Source organism: Aeribacillus sp. FSL W8-0870 (assembly GCF_037963755.1).
Classification (GTDB): domain Bacteria; phylum Bacillota; class Bacilli; order Bacillales; family Aeribacillaceae; genus Aeribacillus; species Aeribacillus composti.
The window spans coordinates 1,844,304-1,861,439 of sequence record NZ_CP150165.1 but is presented as its reverse complement, the minus strand read 5'-3'; the positions used below and the strand labels follow the sequence as shown (position 1 = coordinate 1,861,439).

Annotated in this window: 16 protein-coding genes, 2 pseudogenes and 1 riboswitch; of the genes and pseudogenes, 3 read left to right on the top strand and 15 right to left on the bottom strand. The window is 37.6% G+C overall.

The features are described from left to right. Positions 1–104 precede the first annotated feature (104 nt). Both NSU02_RS09050 and NSU02_RS09045 read right to left on the bottom strand, forming a co-directional pair. Positions 105–420: pseudogene (locus NSU02_RS09050) on the bottom strand (group II intron maturase-specific domain-containing protein); the annotation flags it as partial. Positions 421–546: 126 nt separating this feature from the next. Beyond that, positions 547–739: riboswitch (Lysine riboswitch) on the bottom strand. 593 nt (positions 740–1,332) lie between these two features. Beyond that, positions 1,333–1,656 (bottom strand): hypothetical protein, encoded by a 324-nt coding sequence (locus tag NSU02_RS09045; RefSeq protein WP_339195734.1) that lies wholly within the window; start codon positions 1,654–1,656, stop codon positions 1,333–1,335. Between the two features lie 314 nt (positions 1,657–1,970). Between NSU02_RS09045 and NSU02_RS09040 the strand changes: the two genes are divergently transcribed. Further along, a complete protein-coding gene (locus tag NSU02_RS09040; protein WP_094245175.1) occupies positions 1,971–3,332 on the top strand; it encodes a transposase in 1,362 nt (453 codons plus the stop codon). A 118-nt stretch (positions 3,333–3,450) separates the two neighbouring features. On the opposite strand, the gene NSU02_RS09035 is transcribed toward NSU02_RS09040, so the two are convergent. Continuing rightward, positions 3,451–3,636, bottom strand: a complete 186-nt coding sequence (locus NSU02_RS09035) for a hypothetical protein (RefSeq protein ID WP_094245675.1) — start codon at positions 3,634–3,636, stop codon at positions 3,451–3,453. Between the two features lie 584 nt (positions 3,637–4,220). Here NSU02_RS09035 and NSU02_RS09030 point away from each other — a divergent pair. Beyond that, positions 4,221–5,100 (top strand): annotated as a pseudogene (locus NSU02_RS09030) (IS982-like element ISGth1 family transposase). Between the two features lie 210 nt (positions 5,101–5,310). On the opposite strand, the gene NSU02_RS09025 reads toward NSU02_RS09030, so the two are convergent. The 5 genes from NSU02_RS09025 to rarD form a co-directional block, all read right to left on the bottom strand. Beyond that, positions 5,311–6,393 carry a LysM peptidoglycan-binding domain-containing protein gene (locus tag NSU02_RS09025; protein WP_311067245.1) on the bottom strand — a complete coding sequence of 361 codons (1,083 nt, stop codon included), beginning with the start codon at positions 6,391–6,393 and terminating at the stop codon, positions 5,311–5,313. Between the two features lie 183 nt (positions 6,394–6,576). Continuing rightward, positions 6,577–7,245, bottom strand: a complete 669-nt coding sequence (gene bshB2, locus NSU02_RS09020; protein ID WP_339195443.1) for a bacillithiol biosynthesis deacetylase BshB2 — start codon at positions 7,243–7,245, stop codon at positions 6,577–6,579. Between the two features lie 17 nt (positions 7,246–7,262). Next, positions 7,263–7,610 (bottom strand): YojF family protein, encoded by a 348-nt coding sequence (locus tag NSU02_RS09015; RefSeq protein WP_339195441.1) that lies wholly within the window; start codon positions 7,608–7,610, stop codon positions 7,263–7,265. 14 nt (positions 7,611–7,624) lie between these two features. Continuing rightward, on the bottom strand, positions 7,625–7,891 hold the full coding sequence (locus tag NSU02_RS09010) for a hypothetical protein (protein ID WP_063389700.1): 267 nt from the start codon (positions 7,889–7,891) through the stop codon (positions 7,625–7,627). Positions 7,892–7,925: 34 nt separating this feature from the next. Next, entirely contained in the window at positions 7,926–8,825 is a 900-nt protein-coding gene (gene rarD / locus NSU02_RS09005; protein ID WP_339195438.1) for an EamA family transporter RarD, read from the bottom strand. A gap of 138 nt (positions 8,826–8,963) precedes the next feature. Between rarD and NSU02_RS09000 the strand changes: the two genes are divergently transcribed. After that, on the top strand, positions 8,964–9,377 hold the full coding sequence (locus NSU02_RS09000) for an Hsp20/alpha crystallin family protein (protein ID WP_339195435.1): 414 nt from the start codon (positions 8,964–8,966) through the stop codon (positions 9,375–9,377). A 536-nt stretch (positions 9,378–9,913) separates the two neighbouring features. Here the strand turns inward: NSU02_RS09000 and NSU02_RS08995 are convergent. From NSU02_RS08995 to NSU02_RS08965, 7 genes are all read right to left on the bottom strand, one after another. Continuing rightward, entirely contained in the window at positions 9,914–11,257 is a 1,344-nt protein-coding gene (locus tag NSU02_RS08995) for a S41 family peptidase (RefSeq protein ID WP_232515754.1), read from the bottom strand. 225 nt (positions 11,258–11,482) lie between these two features. Beyond that, a complete protein-coding gene (locus NSU02_RS08990) occupies positions 11,483–12,322 on the bottom strand; it encodes a M15 family metallopeptidase (protein WP_063389695.1) in 840 nt (279 codons plus the stop codon). 236 nt (positions 12,323–12,558) lie between these two features. Continuing rightward, on the bottom strand, positions 12,559–13,263 hold the full coding sequence (deoD, locus tag NSU02_RS08985) for a purine-nucleoside phosphorylase (RefSeq protein ID WP_066250301.1): 705 nt from the start codon (positions 13,261–13,263) through the stop codon (positions 12,559–12,561). 98 nt (positions 13,264–13,361) lie between these two features. Continuing rightward, on the bottom strand, positions 13,362–13,676 hold the full coding sequence (locus NSU02_RS08980) for a YodL domain-containing protein (protein WP_066250298.1): 315 nt from the start codon (positions 13,674–13,676) through the stop codon (positions 13,362–13,364). A gap of 73 nt (positions 13,677–13,749) precedes the next feature. Next, complete coding sequence (locus NSU02_RS08975) at positions 13,750–14,073, bottom strand: phosphatase PAP2 family protein (protein WP_158640156.1); 324 nt, start codon at positions 14,071–14,073, stop codon at positions 13,750–13,752. 1,292 nt (positions 14,074–15,365) lie between these two features. Then, positions 15,366–16,136, bottom strand: a complete 771-nt coding sequence (locus NSU02_RS08970) for a sporulation protein (protein ID WP_063389692.1) — start codon at positions 16,134–16,136, stop codon at positions 15,366–15,368. Then, positions 16,137–16,949, bottom strand: coding sequence for a protein kinase (locus NSU02_RS08965; RefSeq protein WP_082829558.1), 813 nt, complete (start codon positions 16,947–16,949; stop codon positions 16,137–16,139). Positions 16,950–17,136 lie beyond the last annotated feature (187 nt).

Here is a 17,136-nt window from a genome sequence, read left to right as displayed (position 1 = left end):
TTTTTTCTTTGTCATGGAAAGGAGCCGGGTGATAATCGAGTAGGAGTGGGTGACTAACCCCCGACCTCTCACACCACCGTACGTACCGTTCAGTATACGGCGGTTCAATTAAGATGACGCAGAAATTGATATCTTTCGAATAGACTTCTTAACCCTTGTCGACTCCAGTAGGAGTTGTCGAGGGTTTTGTGTAGAATGGGACTGCAGGCAATCCGACAGTATTTCTTGCGTATTACCCCACTCGAATGGCTTATGCGTTGGAACACTTAATCCTCTGAGTTTCCGAATTTTTGTTTTCGGCGTTTTCCACTCTTTCCATAAACACATTCGAAGTCTTCGTCTGATCCATTCGCCAAATTCTTTGAACTTACTTGGTGTATCTGCCAAGGCAAAATAGCCGCACCATCCCCTTCTGTTAAGCTAACTGCTCTTCTGCCTTTGCAGCTCGGGACTTTCACCCTAGAGATTACACCCATGCTGGGCGCACCAAAAAAGCCGCCGAAGGTGATTCGGCGGCAATACAAACATTACCCGTATCAACCCTTCCGTGAAGATAGCGCTCCACGGCTGCTTTTCTTCAGGCAAACCGTGACAGTGCTGCCCCTGTTCGGTGGCAACCCCAGTCCGCACATCCAGAGAAATGTGCGAACTTCGGCGGCTTTCCCTTTCCAGCGAAGTCTTCAATGTTCTCTGCATCTCGTTCGCAGTACTCATAAAAGCCGCAACCTCTACCTCATCGGGTGAATGAGGATGCTATTTATTTAATTCCATAATGATTATAAAACAATTTTTGTGCAAAAACAATATCTATTTGCACCTCGATTGAGACAAGATTTTTTCGTATAGATTTTTTTTAAATCCAACCATTGCTTTCAAGGGATGATCAATCGGTCTACCAGATGATTGTTGTAGATAGAAGACATGGTTTCTCGTGATGACTTCGATCTTTTGTTTAAAAATGATTTTAAATATGGTTCTTACGAATTTTTTTTATAAAAACGAGTAAGGGTTGAAAACAAGTTTATATTTGTTATTTCGCAATAGTTATCACAATCGATAAAGCACCTGTTTCTCTAACAAAAATAATCCAGCTCGTCCGCAAGTCACTCGTTTTATTATTTGCAAGCGATTGATTTGACCCTCAAGCAGACCGATGTTTTAGGGGGAAGTAAAGCATTCTTTACAGCTTGGATATCACTTCTCAGCCTAAAAGCATAATAATATAATGGTGTTTTTTGCTGGTTAATTGTTCACAAATCCTATGTAAGGTGGTAGAAGTACTGTAACCAAAACAAAAAGCCATCATGTTATTTTATTAATGATGACTTTTTGTTAAATTTCAATATTTTGATTTTTTATTATATTTTCAGCTTCTTCTTTTATAATTCCAAGAGATAAACACTGCAATAAATTTTCATCAATTAATTCCATTCTTTCATCTGGAATTTTATCATATTTTGTCAGCAATAAACTTTTATGTATTGTCATAATCTGACTTAAATCCACATATCTTTCTATATTTCCTTTGGGAATATATGTGAAAATTGGATGTTCATCATAAATTAACTTTTCATACCAATCTTTAGATTTTTCTGATAATTTAATAGTATTTATTGGAGCAATTAAAATATATTCAAATTCTTCATTTTGATTTATTATATTATTAGTTACAATAATTACTTTTCTTGGCTTAATAGTAACAACAACTTGTTGTTCTCTGGCTCTAGGTCTTCCTTCAATTATTTCTGGAGAAAAATTACCTACTTGATCAACTATTTTTCCTTCTAATGGATTGTTTTTATTAGGAACTCAGCTTTCGCAGTCCAAAATCTTGTTTAAATGCTTGATGTAAATGGTTTTGGGAAGTACAAAATTATCATTTGACATTTTTTAAAACATAAAGAAAGACACCTATTCTTTTGGTAAAATATTGGTGACGAAACCAAATCCAAAAGAAAGGTGTCACCACTATGATAACGAATAAAGACTACTTTGCGCAATTACCAAAAGAAATTAAACAAGGATTTTCCGAATTAAATATTGGATATCATTTAAGAAAAGCGAATATTACGAAACTTTCCGGGTATTCTTGTCTTACTGTTTTCAAACTGATTTTTCTTTTAGTCTTCCAATATAAGAACTGGTTTCGTGCTTTTATGAGTAAACGATCTCAGGATCTGCCCGGAAAGGATACAGTCTATCGCTTTTTAAATACACCAACCTATCATTGGAGAAAGTTTCTGCTTTCATTAAGCAGTGAAATGATCCGTCTGCTTCAACCATTAACTTCAAAAGATCGTGTCACAGCTTTTGTGATTGATGATTCTGTCTTTTCAAGAAACCGTAGTAAGTCGGTTGAACTGTTGGCTAAGGTTTTTGATCACTCTACCCATCAGTACTTGAAAGGGTTTCAAATGCTTACCCTTGGCTGGACCGATAGTTTTACTTTTATTCCCGTTGATTTTGCTCTTCTAAGTTCACCGAAAAAGGAAAATCGCCTGCAAGAAATCAATACCAATATTGATAAACGAACATCTGGCTATAAGCGTCGCCAGGAAGCTCTGAAATCAAAACCGGACGTGGCTTCAGCTTTACTTGATCACGCGCTTGAAAAAGGGATTGTAGCTGACTATGTTCTCATGGATTCCTGGTTTACACAAGCGCCTTTAATTGAGAAGATTACGAACAAAGGGTTATTTGTCATTGGCATGGTGAAGCAATTAAAGCAGCGATACGTTTACAATGGTGAACGTTTCACACTGAATCAACTTTACAAATTGGCAAAACCTCACATGGGTAAAAAAGACATTCTCGGATCCGTTTATGCTACTTTAGACAATGGAATTCCAGTAAAAATTCTATTTGTACGAAACCGTAATAAACGGAGCGAATGGCTTGCCATTCTCAGCACAGATACAACATTAGAAAATGAAGAGATCATTCGTATTTACGGCATGCGTTGGGACATTGAAGTCTTCTTCAAATGCAATAAATCCCTTTTAAATTTAGAGAAAGAATTCCAGGGACGTTCCTACGACATGTTAATTAGCCATACAACCATTGTTTTTACACGATATATTCTCATTGCTTGGCAAATGCGAAAAGAGGAGGATCCTAAGACGATTGGCAACCTTTTTTACATCCTTTGCGAAGATGTAAAAGACATAGATTTTATTACTGCCCTTCAATCACTTATTGACCTTTTCCAAACTTTGGCGGAAGCCGAGGTTTCTTTGAACATGGACATCTTTAAAAATCAAATGAATAAATGGTTGGCCACTATACCTAATTATATCAAGCAATGCTTAAATATTTCTGTGTGCGAAAGTTGAGTTAGGAATAAAAAACGAAAGAGGTCTTTTTGTATCTGACGGATAAAGGATGGCAGCTTCAAATTCATAACCTCTTTCAATTTGTTTCCAGTTTTCTCTATTTAAAAAACCAGTCAATTTATTTACCTCCAAATAAATCCCTATAAGTTATTTTTGAAATTCCTCTTGTGTTTTTACTTACTTCATTTGCTTCTTTCCAATCTTTTTTAGATAAATTTAAAAATTTATTTTTTGTGATAATAGGCTTTTTAAGTTTATTCTTATTAGTAGCTGCTAACATTTTTTTATCATCCTCTCGACACATATACTACACCTCCTCAGATGCAGTATATGCAAGTTTTAGCTAAATTATATCATATCTACATATTGAAATGATATTATTTTTATTCATGTATATATTAAAACTAGGTAGACGTTGCGGAAAGAGTGGCAAAACACTTAACTAGAGCTGATCAGACCATAGCAGATCTAGCTAAAAATAAACTCTACTAATTTCTTCATTTTCACCAAAAAATCTAACCCAATCACACAATATTATGTACATCCAATCACTCTACCATTCATGTTTGTTAACAATAACTCATCCATCCAAACCATATCATCATTTACATTATATTATAGTATGCTTTCATAAACTCTAGTACTTCATTGATTGAATTTACATCTATTGAAACATCTGTTGAGTGTCGTTAAATAGACATTAAATAAATTTTTCAAAATATCACTAAAACCTTTTAATTTTACTAATTTCTTAAAAATAGTACCGAAAAGTACGTTATTATTAATAACCCGTGGTGCTAGATAAAATCAGACAAGCATAAAAATAGCCCTTGCATGAGGATCTCCTTAAAATGAAAGTGCGACCAAACATTTAAAAGGAGAATTCACATGCAAGAGCACTTTCATTTTACAACAGATCGAGCCAAACTTCAAAAACAATATGTATCGATTTTGTGTTTTGTATCAGCTCAACTATCGAGTATCCAGATTCATCTTCAACGTCGAAATCTTCATTTGTTGAAACAGAAGGACGAGGTCATCATCGCCGTCCATGTCCTTGGAAAGTTGTTAGGCTTCACTTCCGAACGGGCTTGGCACCGGTTTGTGATCGGGAATTTGTTTTCCAAGGACTTGTTCCCTGAACGTTCTCGATACAACCGTCGCTGCCGAGCGCTTGGCTTTGCGATCAAGTGGATGCGGCACCAGCTGGCCAAGCGTGGACAACACCATGCGTATGCGGTCGTGGACAGTTTGCCGATCGAGCTGTGTCATTCAGCTCGAATGTATCGCGCCAAACGGTTTCGTGGAATTGCGGATATTGGCTATTGTGCTTCCAAAAGGATCACTTTTCTATGGGTTGAAACTTCACCTGCAGGTCACCGACCAAGGGCTTCCGATGGGATATGTTGTCACCGAAGCGTCTTGTCACGACCGGGTGGCCGCTGAAACCGTCATGACGCAAATTCCACATCCATATAACCTAGGTGACAAAGGGTACATCAGCCAAAAACTGCAAAAGAAGCTGTACGAAGAGCATCGAGTCGCTTTTTGGACGCCCGTTCGAAAAAATCAGCGAATTCTCCAATCCGACGCATGGAAACAGTGGATGAAACGAAAACGCAAAGTGATTGAAACCGTGTTTTCGATTTTAGTCGATTCGTATCGGATCACCGAGATTCGAGCGAACTCGGTTTCTGGATTTGAAACGGCACTGGATGGTATTTTACTGGCTTACTCCCTTGTTGTTCTTGGGCTAGTTGAGCGTTAAGACTCAACTAGCACCACGGGTTTATTAATAATCTTTTACTAGAAAAAACTTATATTTTTTGTTCAAATTTCATACTCATGCAAAATCCCTATTATAAGGAAGATGGATGTATCGGCAAATTAGACGATTCTATCATTCTTCCGATTAAAAAAGCAATCAGCCAACAAACGGCTGATTGCTTCATGTTTCTCATTCTCGCAAAATATAATTTTAAAAATAAGATCTGGCTCCTAAATATCGATCGTTCCAATATTTTTGGTTTAAATTCGATATTTGCACGCCACTTGATCCGGCATGAATGAAATCCCCATTTCCTAGATAGATTCCCATGTGGGAAGGACCTTCTTTATATGTTGAAAAATATACAAAGTCTCCGACATCTGGTGAACTTACTGGTTTCATCATGTTCCAATAACCGGCTGTACTTAACCGAGAAACGGATGTCACTTTGTTTAATACATAGTAAACAAATCCGCTGCAGTCAAAACCAGATGGCGTATTTCCGCCCCATCTGTACGGAACTCCAACTAATTTTTTGGCTTCTCGAATCATTACTAAAACTTTGCCGTTTTGAGTAGATGAATCAGAATTCGTTTTTGTACCGGAATTCACTTGACGTGCACTATCGGCTGAAGAGCCTGACAGCTTCAATACTTGGCCGGGGTAAATAACGTCAGATGAAAGGTTATTCGCAGCTTTTAATTGATTGACGGTTAATTTAAATTTTACAGCAATTTTCCATAGAGAGTCGCCTTTTTGGACGGTATATGTATTTTGTGAACTTGCTTTATTTGAAGTTTGTGAGGTTTGTTTGGGCGCCTGCACCTGTTCTTTGGCGCTAACCTTTTCGCTAGATACAGCTTGGCTGGATCCAGATAGTTTTAACACTTGGCCAGGATAAATTAAATCGCTGGTTAATCCGTTCAGCCTTTTTAATTCGCTGACAGACGTTCCGTTGTTTTTGGCAATGCCCCATAACGTATCACCTTTTTTCACTGTGTATGTCGAACCAGTTTGTTTAGGAGCCGCCTCTGTTTGATTATTAGTAGTTACTTTCGCTTTCGGAGAAGACGATGCTTCTGAAGGAATATTTAAAACCTGACCTATGTATATTGTATCGCTTGTAAGTCTATTTGCTTCTTTTAACTTTACAACAGTAGTATTATATCTTTGCGAGATTCCCCAAAGAGTATCCCCGGCTTCTACTCGAATCGTTTCAGCGGAAGCGACTCCTGCGAAAACCGAAGATCCAAGAACCGCGGATGTCGTTAATCCCAACACTTTTTTCTTCATACAGCCTTTCCTCCTCATATGAGACATCCTATGTTCGTTTATCGTACAATAAAATTTCTTACTTATTATATCGACAACTTTCTTCATATTTTACTATATTATAAGATAAAATTCATCATTTTTTCAAAAAAGAGGATGATAGACCTGTATTGTAAATATTTTCAAAGCAGCCTATTCGATCGTTTATTTTTCATCATCAAATGGGTAAATCCAGAACGTTTCTTTATGAAAAAATTGTTGAAATTGAGGGAGGTCTTTTCCTCCTTCTTCTATTTTTTCTACGATGGAATACGTTTGCGATCGATGAGCCTTCAATGCCTGTATTTTTATATCTGCAACTTCAGATATATCGATTTCTACATCCGGCTCGCCTATATGTTCAAATCGATCGTTTGAAAAAGCTATGCAATAAACGGTTGGACGCTCCTCCCTTTTCAAGCATTTCACCGCACGAATAACCGCCTCGCCACAAGCGTTGTGATCTGGATGAACAGCATAACCAGGATAAAACGTGACAAGAAGGGTCGGTTTGACTTCCCGGATGATCTGTTCAAAGTGGTCTGCCAATTTTTCTTCATCTTCAAATTCCAATGTTTTATCCCGATAGCCGAGCATTCGTAAATCGTTTATATTTAAAATTTTTGCGACCTGCTCCAATTCTTTTTTTCGAATATCTTTTAATGTCTCCCTATTGGCGATTAAAGGCTTTCCCATGCTGCGGCCCATTTCGCCTAAAGTGCAGCAAGCATACGTGACAGGTACGTTTGCTTTCCGTTTTAAAGCGATCAGTCCTGCTGCTCCGAACGATTCATCGTCGGGATGAGGCAGGATCACTAATATCCTCTCTTCCATTTATTCCTCTCTCCTTTTTAAAAAAATGGAGTTTCACTAATTTGTAATGCAATGGCAAGCTTTCCATCTCGATCGTGGCCGGCCATGAGAAGGCGATTTTGTTCATCAACGGTATAATCGGTAAGACCTTCAGCATACACCCAGCCTTCCTCTGTTTTTAATCCGACACGGTATGGTCCTGTTCCTTTTATTTTACCTTGTGAAAATGTAATTTTTGCATTTCGGACAAACGCGACAATAGTCATGCTGTTTTGATTGTGGTGTGAAGTATAAGCACCGGTTGTCGTTTCAAGATGAATATACACCTCTTTATGTAAAAAAGAATCAATGATTTTTTGAACCCTTATCGGATCAATCGGTTTCAAAGCTTCCACCTTCTTTATTTTGTTAAGATTTTCTCATACATCTCCATATGCTTGCTGATTAATTCAAGCTTCTCTTCCGGTGAAATGTCGGCTGCTATAATGCGTTTCAGCGCATCTAGTAATTTTTTATCTGGACTTTTTCTTACTCTAGGGTGAGTCATTTCATCGAGGAGTTCTTTTTTAATCGCCTCTTCCAACGTTTTTTTCTCATCTGACCCTACTGAAAGAGTTCGGTTTGACCAAAGTTTTCTGTATGCATGAAGAAGTTCGTTATCATTCACATTTATTCACCTCGAGGAACCTGCTTGCATGAGGTTACTTTGAGATTCTAGTCTTCCATATCGTTTTGAAAGAAGGTTCACTCATTGTAAAAATGATGATGCCTGTCCAAATGCAAACAAAGGTGATCAATTCTACAACAGTAAACGGCTCGTGGTAAAGAAAAACGCCGAGAAAAAAAGTGATCGTTGGCGCAATATATTGCAAGACTCCGAGAAAATACATCGGAATTTTAGGCGTACCTTTCGCAAACAGCAATAAAGGGATCGCCGTAATGACGCCTGTTCCCATTAGAAGAAAGTTGGTCGATGCATCCCATTCAAAAAAAACACTGCTTCCTAACGATTCTAAGTATAGCACATAAATGATTCCAATTGGAAACACAACAAACGTTTCAAGCGCCAGACCAAAAGCAGAATCTAATTTTATCACTTTTTTAGCCAGTCCATAAAACCCGAATGTACTCGCAAGAATAAACGATGTCCACGGGACATGGCCATAATGGACAGTTGATATGAGCACTCCGAAAGCCGCAAACAAAAACGCGGTCTGCTGCCCTTTGTTTAGTTTTTCATGCAAAAAGATCATTCCTAATAGTACGCTCACCAATGGATTTATGTAATAACCAAGACTTGTCTCAAGTACACGGTCATGATTCACCGCCCAAATATAAACAAACCAATTGGCGCTGATCAAGAAGGATGAAAGAGCCAACGTTAACAAAATCTTGGGTGATTTAATGATTTTGGTGCACTCATATAAAAAATCAGCAAATCGTTTTTGGAACAAAAGCAACAGTAACACAAAAACAAAAGACCATATGATTCGATGAGCCAAAATTTCCTCAGATGACACATGATCTAATACTTTCCAATAAATAGGGAATATCCCCCATAAAATATAAGATAGACTAATATACATGATTCCTGATCTCATGCTAGATCATCTTCCTTCCCATATCACACATTATATTCTGTTTCGATCGCTTTTTCCAAGAAATTGTTTTGAACGATCTTTCCGCAGCAGTCATATATTACAATGTAACAATTAGGGTCGAAGAGGGATGTGTGAGCAATGAATCTTTGGAAAAACATGAATGCCAGACAGGTTGAACAATATATTCAGGAAGTAATGAAGCAAGCGTTTGGTTCACACTATACGGAGCAATTCCCATTCACCAGTCCTTTTCCTATTATGAATCATAAAGAAGCTCCTCCTTCACCTGAATTTTATGAGACAGATGAATTTATCTATATTAAACTTCCGATGAATGATGATTTAAAAAAAATGATAAAAATCCAACATAACCAACACCATTTGCATCTTATGAATTATCCGGAAAAAAATCAACAAAAAAAATTTGTATTTCCTGCACCTGTGAAAAGAAAAGGGACAAAAGCCGTTTTTTCTGACGGAATTCTTGAAATTAAATTCGTGAAATTAAAAGATCATCATTATACGGAAATTGATCTTTTCCCATCTGAGTAAAATGAGGCCGGTTTTGTTAACCAGCCTCCACTCATCCAATTTTCGTATGGATAAACTCCGCACTGCCAAAAGGGATCTTCAACATATTCCTGAAACTGAAGATGAAATGCAGACAAATCCGATTCCGCATTTTGCTTTAATCCCTTTTCTTAACACCATTCAAAAATATCGAAGCGAACGTTCGCCGCATTATATGAAAGCTCAACAAAAATGAAATGAAAATGGCAGAACGATAGGGAGGTCTATGATTATTAAATTTTTTAAAATGAAATGAAAAGTGGAGAAGGTAGGCAAGAATTTAAAAGCAAAATATTTGTCACTTGCCCTTTTTTATTTGCGATCTCTTTACATATATTTGGATGCCTTAGTTGTATTAGCAATCATTCCCTCTTGCTTCATCGTATAGAAAAAATCAGTTAAGTAAAGCTTTTGCAACAGGACTTTCCCTAAATAAAGTCCTTTCAATGTCAACAATATGCTTGAACAAATCTGAAAATAAAGAAGGCGGCCGAAAGACCAAGCCGCTGCTGTCAATTTTATTCCATCTTCGATTTCAATACTTCAATTGCTTTTTTCATTTGGGTATCATTTTTTTCAATTTTTTCTCTTACTAAATCCATCAGTTTGATTGTCGTATCTTGTGAGATTTTCCCCGTTTGTTTTAATTGATGGTCTCTTTGGAAAGCAACAACAGTATTTTTTAATGCTTTATCAAAATATCCGTCCACATCTGTTTTATAGCCTAAAGCTTGAAGCATTTTCTCAGCTGTTTTCACTTCTGTTGAAACGTCGCCTTCCTGCAACGTTTTTTCCGGATTTAAATATGGTAAATGAGCATATTCAGGCAAAGTCACTTTATATTGAGGTTCTATTCCTTTTTCGTGAATCCATTTGCCTGAAGGTGTCAGCCATTTGGCAATCGTATATTTCATCGACGAACCGTCTTCAAACGTTTTAGCGCTTTGAACGGTTCCTTTTCCGAACGTTTTTTCTCCTACAATCGGAATTCCCTCCGATTCGTTCAAAGCCGCGGCCATAATTTCGGCTGCGCTGGCTGTTCCATTATCTGTGATGACTACGACCGGAACATCAACGATGGGTTGATTTTCCGCTTTATAAATATCCTTTGATCCGTCTTTTGCTTCAACTTGCAAAATCTTTTTGCCTTTGTCTACAAACATATTTGACATCGTTATGGCTTGGTCCATCAGTCCCCCAGGATTTTGTCTTAAATCGAGGACAATTCCTTTTACTTTTTTCTCCTTCAGCTCTGTCAATGCATCTGCCAATTCTTTTCCAGTGTTCTCGGAAAATTTTGTGATTTGTATTTTTCCAATTTTATTTTCTACTACTTCACTATAAACTGTTTCAATCGGAATCGTATCTCTTGTAATCGTAAAGGTCAGCGTGCCGACGCCATCCCGTTCAATTTCAAGGCTTACTTTCGTTCCTTTTTCGCCACGAATAAGAGATACCGCTTCATTCACAGACATTCCTTCAACACTTTTATTGTCAACTTTTAAAATTTTATCTCTCGGCTTCAACCCTGCTTTCTCGGCAGGCGAGCCTTTTATCGGTGAGACGATCATGATATAACCGTTCGTCTCTGTTACTTCTGCACCGATTCCTTCAAAGCTTGAAGATATATTTTCTTCAAATCCTTCTGATTCTTTCAAATCCATATATGACGTATACGGGTCGTCGAGAGATTCTACCATCCCTTTGACAGCACCTTCTACCAATTTTTCATCATCTATTTTTTTATAATATTCTTGCTTTAACGTATCATATGCTGAATAAAGCTTCTCAAAACTATCATTTTCTTTTTCAGATGCTGACGTAAAGTTGAGTAATGTGAGCGTAAAACCGCAAGTTATTATGACCGTCAGTACAATAGCGATGAAAAAATTTCGTTTTTTAATATACAACACAACTCCCCCTTTAATCCATCCATTTCATTATGTCCGACAATTACAATATCGTCAAACGATCTATGTGTTTCTGTCGGCAAAGAAATGGCAAGTCAAAACGTTAAATCAACGCTCTTTCATCCTTCATCTCTTGTTTATGAAAAAATCAATCCCGCTTCAGCGGGAGAGCTTCGGTTAAATTTTCTTTACTTTTTGGAAATATTCTTCAAGTGTTAAATTATTTTCATATATGACTTTTGCAGCTTTCTTTCCGACGTAGCGAATATGCCAAGGCTCATACTTATATTTAGTGATCGCTTCTTTCCCTTTCGGATAGCGGATAATATAGCCAAATTTATGGGCGTTTTGTTGAAGCCATTTTCCTTCCTTCGTTTCCCCAAATTTTTCAGTAATTTGAAAATCTACACTTTCACTCGTCACATCAATAGATAACCCTGTCTGATGCTCACTTTGACCAGGTTTTGCTACTGCTTGAACTGCTTTTTGCTCCCCTTTTTGTTTTTTTTCTGCTTCAAACAGCTCAACCTGCCGATCGTACGAACGAAAGCCTGAGGCTCCGAAAAGAATCACGCCGTCTTTTTTCGCAGCTAGAAAAAGCTGTTCAAGTGCCGCAGCTGCTTCCTTGCGCAAATAACGCTTCGGAACATCCGCGTCCCCGAATGAAAACTGTATGTTTGGCACTGTCAAATCATTTGGTTTATAGTCGACAGGAAGGAAAAAATCTTTATTGACAAGAACTAAAATATTGTCAGGATTTTGAATAACGGGTTGACCGTTAACCGTTTGTACGACATTAAAATATTGCTCCTCAAGCAAAAATTCCGGATCAATTTGTTCTGTTTGGACGGTTTTTTCCGTTGTTTGGACTAGTTCTTTGTTTTCTACTGTTTTTGCTTGCGGTTCATTCTCTTCAACATAGTCGCTTCCATGAAAAAAGGGAAGCTTATCAAATGGCATTGAGCATCCGGCAAGCATCAAAGCTGCAAGAATCGTGACTGCGATGATTTTATGCATAAAAATTCCCACCTTGTATAATCTCTCACTCCTATTTTAACACTTGTCCAAACAGAAGAAAAACGGTTCTTACATTATAACTTATCATAACGTTCAATAAAAGAAAGGAGCAGATGACGATCTTTCAAAAACTAAAACAAGAGAGTGGATGTAATAAATGGAGCTAAGCCGTTTCCTTCAATTTTTGTGAACATGTTTTAAAAAATAAAAAGCGGCATGACGCCGCACATGCCGTTTTATTCCTGTATAGCAGCTTCAAGAGCGATTTCAACCATTTCGTTAAAGGTCGATTCCCTTTCGGCAGCAGATGTTTCTTCCCCAGTCAGGACATGGTCGCTGACCGTTAAAACAGATAATGCTCTTCTGCCGAATTTCGCAGCAAGTGTATAAAGAGCAGCCGTTTCCATTTCAAGTGCCAAAATTCCGTATTCAGCCCATTTTTCGTGCTCCGCTTGATCATTATAGAATAAATCCGTCGTGAACACGCTTCCGACTTTGACGTCGATTCCTTTTGATACTGCAGCATCATAAGCTTTTTTCAACAAATCAAAATTAGCGGTAGGCGCATAATCAACAGAGCCAAACGTTATGCGGTTCATTTGGGAATTCGTTGATGCGCTCATAGCTAAAATGCAGTCTCTGATGTGGACGTCTTTTTGAATGGAACCGCAGGAGCCAACGCGAATAAGCGTTTGCACATCGTACTCTTGCATGAGTTCATGAATGTAAATCGAAATCGATGGAACCCCCATTCCTGTTCCTTGGACAGAGATGCGCTTTCCTTTGTAAGTTCCGGTAAAACCGTACATTCCTCGAACTTTGTTGTAGCATACAGCATTTTCTAAAAAAGTTTCCGCAATATATTTGGCCCGAAGGGGATCACCGGGAAGCAATATTTTGTCAGCAATCTCGTCTTTTTTCGCACCAATATGAATGCTCATGTTATCAAGCCCCTTCATTTAAAAATAATTGAAGTAATATTATCATAACATAGCAGATTTTTCATGAGAATCCGTGCAGCATATTTTGCATCCTCCAATCACCGGACGTGAATGCGGTGAATTTTTTCCCACCCACCGGTCACTAATTTATAATACTTTGTTCCATTTTTTCCTTCATCAATAAAAACAATGTCTCCTGTCCAAATATAACGTCCGTTATAATCCGGAGGGATCGCTTCCGAAATATTAAATTTCCGAAAAATTTTTTTGAGCACTTCCTGATGATTTTTTGCACGGACAGTTAAGCGGTATACGGGTCGATACCCTTTTTTCTCCCCGATGTTTGGTGTTTGAAAGATCGTCACATCATAATCGGTCGATGGATTAGACAATTTAAGAAGATTCAGTGCCAACCTTGTCCCCTCCAAATACAATTTTCCAAACTTATTTGCTGTCAATGGAGGGAATTCCTGCTGCGAATGTCAACTACTTTTGTCGAACCTTTTCTGATATTGTCAAGATAAACATAAGCCAGCACAATCCAACCGCAAATCCCGCCAAAACATCTGTTAAATAGTGAACTCCCAAATAAATTCTGCTTAATCCAATCAACAGACATAAAATACTGGAAACAGCAAAAACGACCCGCTTTCCTTTTTTTATGCGGGTGCTGATTAAATAAGCGATCAAACCGTAGACAGCTGTTGAATTCATCGTATGACCGCTTGGAAAACTGTAGCCGGAAATATCGGTCAGTCGATCAAAATCAGGGCGCTCTCTTTTCACCATTTCTTTTATCATTTCATTCATCCAACGAACTCCGTATAAATTTATGTAAAGAATAATGAACGTGATCCATTTTTTTCGAAATATATAATAAATACTTATGAAAATAGTGACAGGGAGAAGAATATGATATGAACCAATTTCTGTAAAAAAGAACATAACGGAAGTGAATGGATCATTTCGAACCCCTTCGATTGATTGAACAATTGTATCGTCAACATGGCGAACTGTCTCATTTTTAATCGCAAAGGAACTCGTTATCAAATAAAAAAGCAGGATGAAAAATATATATGTTTTATTCATCTAAGACAGCGAAGATATGCCACTTTTTAGCGAAAGTGGGAAAGGTAATCGCTTTTTCCTCCCTTCGTTTCGTTGTATTTCTTAGTATAGTAAAAAATAGGAAAAACGCAAATCGTTTAAAACGTCTTATTCTTTTTATCGCTGATATTCGAAACAATTTTTGCTGAAACCTATGATAGAATGATAGTTGGGGAGGTGGTGGAAAACAGTGGATAAAAAATACATCCATTCATACTATTAAATTTGTTGATCAATTCGATCGTGTTGAGGATGTTTGCTTATGACAATTACAGCGAACATAATATAGGTTATAGCATCACTTTTACAGTCTTATGTATATTTTTTGTTTTCTTAACTATTTATGGGTTCATGAACAATAGTAAAATTAACCGAGCAAAGCAATAAAAGAATGATGCTTCTTTTTGATGTTAAATAGTAGTGATGGCCGCCTTTTAATAAGGTGGAGGAGAATTTCCTTTGCGTGCTGCTGGTATTTTCTTATTCAAGTTAAGAAGTTTACTGTTGCCGCGCATTGATAAATCCGTTCATTCATCTTTTCAAGAGAGTGTGTGAACTGGATACATTTCCTTCCGTCTTTATATACATAGAGAGCTTTGATTTTTAAGTCCTTCATCGCCATAAATTTTTGATAGCTGGCTTCTATTTCTGAGCAGCAAAAGCAGAGGGGTGACGATATGTGCTGCCCAACACCCCTTCCATTTTCGCAGCCTTAATGCGCCCTCTTCCTCCCATTTTGGGTTGGTCCGATTTTATCGCGGCCACAATAAATTTAGCTAGTTAAAAATGCCGCGTAATTTGACTGCACAGCTACTTTGACAGCTTTTCTAAACGGAATAGTCTTCTCCGTTGTCGCTAATATGAGAGCTTTGTTATACACCTACTTACGCCATAACCGACTGATTCTATTCCCCGTCGGATTTTATGACAACAGCCTTTTAAATTGGACATGATTGAAAAATTTTCATACAAAAAAACTAGGCTCTCCTTGTTTATCAGCTATATTGGCGAATGATATTGATAAGCTTGCTATCAAGATTCGGCACGTCCTGCCTGCTTACACGAACTCGAACGTAGCTTTCATCCAAATCTAGCGCTTCGGCGAGAAACCCGGAAAGTCCTCTTGCTCTTCGATCAATTTCCATAATCATTTCAATATCGTGTTCGCCTATCGAATAGAAAACAATTTCAAGCTCCTTTAAACGGCCTCTAAAAGGACCGGAAGTCGGATAAAATTCAAACTCTTGAATGAACGGTAGCCTTTTTCTTAAACGATATGGCGCTGCTTCATTTTCAACTTGAAGGAGCTTAAATCCGATTCGGTTTATACTGTTTAATACTTCCTTCATTAAGCCGCCGGGAACAACGTCGATATAGTCCGTATCTTTCGGATCGATCGCTCCTTTAATATCCAATCCGGTATGAATCCATACTTTGGATGCTCCGATAGTAATTGGAGTATCAAGCGGAAGCTGAAATGAAAACGGAATTTCTTTCGTTTCATTCGGCAGTATGACGAAAGGTTTATTGATTTGTATTTTAGCGATTTCTGCTTGCCTCTTCTCTCTACGATCATCTACTTCTTTTATATAATGCGTAAGAACGGACAAGTAAATTTCGTCAATTTTTTGTTCAACGTTTCCTCCATTAATGACAACAATGCCTTTCACCTCTTCGCCAGGATAGAACGTTGAGGAGGTAAGCTTCGTATCTACTTTTGCCGCTCCAATCCCAATGCCCGCGAAAATTTTATTAAATAGAGACATTTATTCTCCCCCTATTTCGGAATTTTTCTGAATATCCTCTAGAATCTCCTCTGCTGATCTATATGAACCATCCATTCCAAACAGCTTTTTTATAATATTCTTTGATTCTACGGAAATATCTAGCTCCTCTTCCCAACTTTTTTCTTTTTTTCCCTTTTGATCAAATGATGAATAAAGCAAAAACAATACGAAATGCCCCAGCGCATAAAAATCCGTCTGAAAGCTAATTTTACGCATCCTTTGCTTTTCCGGCTCCCATTTATGAAAACTCTCCTCTTCTTCATCTGTAATCAAACGGGACAAGCCAAAATCAATGATGGAAATACTGTCGTTGTAAAGAAGAATGTTCGGTATTCTTAAATCACGGTGGACAACGTTTTGATCATGTATATACTGGACAACTTCGAGAATTTTTGTTAAATAATGAAAAGCATCTTTTTCGGAATATTTTTTTCCAAATTGAAAGATTAATTGCTCAAATGTTAGCCCTTCTTTGTATTCCATGACAAGATATTGATGGCTACCATCATTGATTTCAGCGTATAAAGCTGGAACGGCAGGATGACTTAATTTTTGCAATATTTCCCTTTCTTTTTGAAAAGGCCGTTCACCCGTTGTTTTTCTTCGCTTTCGGAGCTGCTTCAAAACGACTTTTTGATGTGTGGACAAATCTTCTGCAAGATACGTGATTCCGTAGCTCCCTACTCCTAAAAATTTTTGGACTACGTATCGTTCGATAACAGATCCTGGTTTATGTAGCCGCTCACCCCAAAGCGGAAACGGCTTCCAAAACTTTTTCCATACTTCCATCATCAGCTGCTATACGAACCGGAAAAGAATCCAAACCCAGAGCGATGTTTTCTTTTGTGAGCATTTTGCAAAATTAGATTTTTTGGATAAAAGTATAAAAAATAAAGCACTCGACAAATAGCTACCAGCATGTTATTTTACAAAATATTACAATAATCTTGTTTTCGGGCATACCTACAGAATTTTTCAC